Here is a 5,364-nt window from a genome sequence, read left to right on the forward strand (position 1 = left end):
TCCTCTGTCTGTATGAAGTCTGTGCAGACAAGAATGGAGTTCGTAGGAAGCCCCCACTTCAAAATCCAAAGAATTTAAGTGGTGGGTAGTTCACTCTATAACATTAAAGGTAATAATGATGCCATTCGGGTCAGTTACTGACAAACTGTCCTGTTCCCGTTCGAAGGGATAACCGTTTTCTGACAGACGATCGGCCAGCTTATCAATATCTGTCCGGTCAGGCAGAACAAGCGTAAATTGACGTAGTCCCAAATCGCCGGATCGTCGCTTAGGTAAGCCACTACCTGCCCATGTGTTCATTCCAATATGATGGTGATAGTCTCCAGCAGCAATAAAACGTGCCTGAGCACCATACTTGTATTTCAAATCCATTCCAAGAGCATCAGTATAAAACTGCTCTGATTCTTTCAAGTCTGATACGGACAAGTGTATATGACCCACGACAGTTCCTTCAGGAAATAATGGAGATACTTTCTCATCCCGACTGTCCAGCACGCCGTGTGCATCCATCTGTTCTGTCACACCTGGAATCGTTCCGTCATCGTTGATCACCCACTCTTCTTTAGGCTTATCACGGTAAATCTCGATTCCATTGCCTTCAGGATCCTGCAGATATAACGCTTCGCTATAACCATGATCCGAAGCACCGGCAATTGCCACTTCATTTTTTAAAAGATTGTATAATGTATTTCCTAAATGCCTGCGCTCAGGAAGCAAAAAAGCGGTATGGAACAGACCTGCTTTCACTTCTAAGTTATCCTGACCTTGGGTTTCTTCAAGAATAAGCAGGACCTTTCCTGATTCTGCAATACCTAATTTTGATTGTGAGTCAGTTTTTTCAATCAGACTAAGTCCGACTGTATCAGTATAGTAACGCGTCATTTTATCCAGGTCTCTCACATTCAGTTCAGCATACCCTATTTCCATCAGTTTATTTATTTTACCCATCCTTATCCTCCTTTAATTTTACTTACTTTTATATAGTAACACGGATTCGGAATAAAATCATCTTCTTTTATATCTTCTTTGAGCAATCATCGCCAGCCTGATACGATTATATCTCTGAATAATAATAAATGGGACATTTACGATGATTGCATAGAACACCATGACAAAACCCGCCCAGACTGGATTCCACAAGAAAAACAATGGTGCAGGAAGAAGAAGCAGAAGATGAGTCAGTTCTGCCCTTTTCATTTCCATTATAAACAGCTGCATTGTTTCTACTGTCGTATCAGCCAACTGTTTCTTCTTATAACCCATCTTGAAAAGTGAAGCACCATCCGGGAGTCTGTCTTTCCATTTGTGTACATAAAATACATTTCTCCAGAGCTTCCCCTTTTGTTCAAAGGACCGCTCTCTGAATAAGATGTCTGACGGGTGGTCAGGTCCAAAGTAACTGTAGGGGACTTTCAGGAGACCGAGTGAAATGCTCACGTGGAAAAAAAGCCATACTGCTATGTTTACCCACACTAACCTCAACAATCCTTTCTCCTTTCAGCCTAAAACTTTATTTCTCTGTTCCGCCATCTGACTCTTTTCAGTATTTTCACCTGAAAGACTGAAAAGAGATACAGAAACAGAAAGACAATGATATAAATTACCGGAAATCCTGCTGTCCATAGCGGAAATTGACCGACTTTGTTCATCAGCCACCTGAACTGCACACAGTAAAAGAAATAGATTAGACTAGGAAGTAGAATACCTGTTGGTCCAAAGGTAACTAATGTTCCAATCAGTATAGTCGTCGACAGGCAAATCCCCGCTATCCACAGCGCAATACTTAACAGAACTAAGGGGTTGGTCCCTTCCGATCCATGAATCAGGCTTTTAGTCCAGCCGTTGACCAACTGACTAAAGCTTTCAGGGAACATCCGGAAATGGACAACCTCCTTCCCACTGAACACATTAACAGGTAAACCCGTTTCTTTATACCGTTTTGCCAGTTCGATGTCATCCATATGGCTGTCCAGTATAGTCCTGTGTCCACCAGATTCTTCATATTGCTTACGCGTCGTCAGTAGAAATGGGCCAAAAGCTCCTCTCCCTTCGATTTGTCCACCTAACAGGCTATACCGATTGACACCGGCCATGACCATGATATTTGGAACGATCGATGCTGTTTCGTAAACTTTTTTTATCTCATGAAAGGGTTGTATGGATAACAAGCCTTTGTCCTGTTGATTCAAATATTGATCAGCAACTGATTCAAGCGCCCGGTCATTGACAAAGTAGGTGTCAGCATCTAGGAAGAGCAGCCATTCTCCCTTTGCCTTTTCGGCTCCTATCCAGCAAGCTGCAGATTTCCCCCCTGATTCAAGTTCTGATTCTTCAGTTGACAATACTTTTGCATCGTAAGCTGCCGCAATTAAAGCTGTATCATCAGTTGATGCATCATCCACCACAATAATTTCCAGGGGTCTGTACGTCTGTTTTTTCAAGGACTTCAATAAATTCGGCAGAGATTCTTCTTCGTCTCTGGCCGGGATAATGACAGAAAGTCCCGGAAGCTTTCTGTCAGATTTGGTTAAAGGAATGGCGGGTATTTTAAACAAAAAGAAACACCCGCTCATCAGACCGATAGAAAGGAGCACGGCAAGTATTCCCTCACTCATCTGCGCACATCCTTTCTCTCAATATGATTACCAGGTGTTACTTGTCTTCATTTATGATGATGTCGGCGACTTGCTGCCCACTTAACGTGACCATCGGCATTCCGCCACCGGGGTTGACCGATCCTCCGGCAAAATAAAGGTTCTTGTACTGGTCACTTTTCTTAGGAAACTTGAACCCCTTGTTCTTTTTCCGGTCAGAAACAACACCGTAGATTGCGCCATGTGTAGAGTAATAAGTCTGTTCAATGTCCACAGGCGTCCACTGATCTTCAACTACAATATGTTTTCTCAAATCAGTCAGACCCATATGCTCCAGTTTGATCAGAACACGTTCTCTCAGCTGAGCATAATCAGCATCGGTAAACGGCCGATCCTGATTATAAGGAATATGCGGAAGGATCTTGATATTCTCATGTCCTTCAGGTGCCTGAGACGGGTCGGTCTTGTTGCTGTTTACAAGATAAATCGTTGGGTCCTCAGGCAATCCTTTATCTTTAAAGACTGTCTTGTAGTTACGCTTGGAGTTTTCAGAGAAGAAAAAGTTGTGATGAGCCAGCTGCGGGTAAGTCCGGTCGACACCAAGGTGAAGCACGAGGCCGGATGCTGCTGGTTCAAATGTCTCTTCCAGTTTATCTGTATGGGCGGCATCGACATTTAAAAGTCGCTTGTAGGTGGGAATAACTTCCATGTTTGAAACGATTTTATCAGCCCTGACATGCTCACCATTGCCAAGCTTTATACCTGTCACTTCATTCTCTTCATTCGTATCGATTGCTGTCACTTCAACACCTGTATGAAAGCTCACACCGACTTCTTTTCCAAGTTGGACTAAACCTTCAGCCAGCTTGTGCATGCCTCCGTCGACATACCAGAGTCCCATTTTCTTCTGTACGTATGCCAGAACATTCAAGACAGCCGGTGCTTCATCTGCAGAGGAACCGACATATTTAATGTAATACTTCAGCATGTCCCTCATGTAAGGATTTTTTACACGCTTATCAATACCTTGAGCCATTGTATGGAAATAATCGAACCCCTTCAATGCAGGGATAAGACCATGGTAATCAATGATGGATTTCAGATCATCCAGTCCTTTATTAAAATACCCTTCTTCAGTTGCCTCATATAATCGGCGAGTATAATCAAGATAATTGCGGTATGCCTGAAGGTCCGTATCACTTAACGCAGGATTCTTCTGCTTCATTTCATCCAGATCATTGTACAAATCAATGGTTGTCCCGTCAGTGAAGAACGAACGCCATTCCAGATCAAGTTGTCTGAGAGGCACATAGTCTGCCAGCTTTTTTCCGTTTCTTTTAAATAATTCATCAAAAATATGAGGCATGGTGAGAATAGATGGCCCGAGATCGAAGCCGAATCCTTCTTTTTCCAGCCTGTTCAGTTTGCCGCCCAGGTGACTGTTTTTTTCATACAAGGACACAGTATAGCCGTTTTGAGCCAGTGATATGGCAGATGACAATCCACCCAGTCCTCCACCGATGACTACGACCGTTTTCCCCTGATGGTTTACTTTCGTCATATTTTCTGCCTCATTCTTGTAAATTTTCTCTCTCACTTATCAAATTGCATCTTTACTTCTCTCAATATTCGCATTTTCATTATCATGGAAGTCTTGGTTCTCTTGGAAAAGCAGTCATAATTATTCTGTCTCACAGCGTCAAGTATTCCGCCGTATACTTTTGATGACAAGGCAACAGGATACTGACTATCCTTGTCAAAAAGATCTAATGATTTAGTGAAGTCCAGATAAAGCTGTTCAGCCCTTAAGGCAAGTGTTTCCCAAATACTGATAAATGATTCGTTGATCACTCCATCAGACAGATTCTGTTCAGTATAGTTAAACTTCTTCATTAAACCAGACGGCAGATAAATACGATGAATCTTCCGGTAGTCTTCTCCGACATCTCTTAATATGTTCGTCAGCTGCATAGCGACGCCTAAAGCGATTGCCTGCTCTTTTAACTCCTGATGGTTCTCAGTTGCTATGATCGGAAGAAGCATCAGACCAACAGATCCAGCTACATAGTAACTGTAAGCCTCCACTTCTTCCAGCGTCGAGGGCTGTTCGAAATGATAGTCCATTGCCTGCCCTTTCAGCTGATCATAAAATGGTTGAATCGGCATATCAAATCTGCTGAAGACATCTCTCAATGCGTGCCAGATCGGGTGGTCCGCTTCTCTCCCTTGCTCAAATCGGTTCAGTTCGCTGGTCAGCATAGCCAGTGCTTCAGCCTGCTGCTCTTTTGTTTCTGCTTCATCGATGCTGTCATCTGCCAAGCGACAGAAAGCATAAATGGCATACACTGCTTCAGCCTTATCTTTTGGCAGCTTCGAAAAAGCAAAATAAAAACTCTTGGACTGTTCTTTTATAATCTCTTCGCAGTAAGCATAGGCCTGATCTATGCCTGAAGAGTGTATCCGTTCTTTTTCGATACAAGCTCCTCCTCTAAAAAATATAAATGGTATAGAGAGTGTTCTTAAACTCTATTTCCATAACACTTGTCATTTACATTATTTAATTCATAGTAACATACTTCAAATATAATCAATATATGATACGCCACCAGAAATATTGAAGATAGTGTGACCTCTTTATGCTTCATAATCATCGGACTGCCAACATTCCTGATTTATTTGAGAAGAATATGCAGACGGGTATCGAGTAGGAGATAAATGATTAATTCATTTATCGTCCTCTCACACCACCGTACGTACGGTTCCGTATACG

The 5,364-nt window shown here is 42.5% G+C and carries 5 protein-coding genes; all 5 read right to left on the bottom strand.

From position 1 onward, the window contains the following. Positions 1 to 90: 90 nt before the first annotated feature. Genes ABFX15_RS06270 through ABFX15_RS06290 form a run of 5 tightly spaced genes read right to left on the bottom strand, consistent with a single transcriptional unit; the run spans position 91 to position 5,093 of the window. Positions 91 to 948: a VOC family protein gene (locus ABFX15_RS06270; protein ID WP_346024613.1), complete on the bottom strand. Its 858-nt coding sequence runs from the start codon at positions 946 to 948 to the stop codon at positions 91 to 93. A gap of 57 nt (positions 949 to 1,005) precedes the next feature. Continuing rightward, positions 1,006 to 1,473 carry a glycosyl-4,4'-diaponeurosporenoate acyltransferase CrtO family protein gene (locus ABFX15_RS06275; protein ID WP_346024616.1) on the bottom strand — a complete coding sequence of 156 codons (468 nt, stop codon included), beginning with the start codon at positions 1,471 to 1,473 and terminating at the stop codon, positions 1,006 to 1,008. 29 nt (positions 1,474 to 1,502) lie between these two features. Beyond that, positions 1,503 to 2,615, bottom strand: coding sequence for a glycosyltransferase family 2 protein (locus tag ABFX15_RS06280; RefSeq protein ID WP_346024614.1), 1,113 nt, complete (start codon positions 2,613 to 2,615; stop codon positions 1,503 to 1,505). 37 nt (positions 2,616 to 2,652) lie between these two features. Beyond that, a complete protein-coding gene (locus ABFX15_RS06285) occupies positions 2,653 to 4,155 on the bottom strand; it encodes a phytoene desaturase family protein (RefSeq protein WP_346024615.1) in 1,503 nt (500 codons plus the stop codon). A 32-nt stretch (positions 4,156 to 4,187) separates the two neighbouring features. Beyond that, a complete protein-coding gene (locus ABFX15_RS06290; RefSeq protein ID WP_428830611.1) occupies positions 4,188 to 5,093 on the bottom strand; it encodes a phytoene/squalene synthase family protein in 906 nt (301 codons plus the stop codon). Positions 5,094 to 5,364 lie beyond the last annotated feature (271 nt).

This window comes from Alkalibacterium indicireducens, assembly GCF_039522005.1.
GTDB classification, from domain to species: domain Bacteria; phylum Bacillota; class Bacilli; order Lactobacillales; family Carnobacteriaceae_A; genus Alkalibacterium; species Alkalibacterium indicireducens.

Excerpts from the sequence above, each read along its gene's own strand:
- ABFX15_RS06270 (WP_346024613.1), bottom strand. The coding sequence starts at position 948 with ATGGGTAAAATAAATAAACTGATGGAAATAGGGTATGCTGAACTGAAT.
- ABFX15_RS06280 (WP_346024614.1), bottom strand. The coding sequence starts at position 2,615 with ATGAGTGAGGGAATACTTGCCGTGCTCCTTTCTATCGGTCTGATGAGC.
- ABFX15_RS06285 (WP_346024615.1), bottom strand. The coding sequence starts at position 4,155 with ATGACGAAAGTAAACCATCAGGGGAAAACGGTCGTAGTCATCGGTGGA.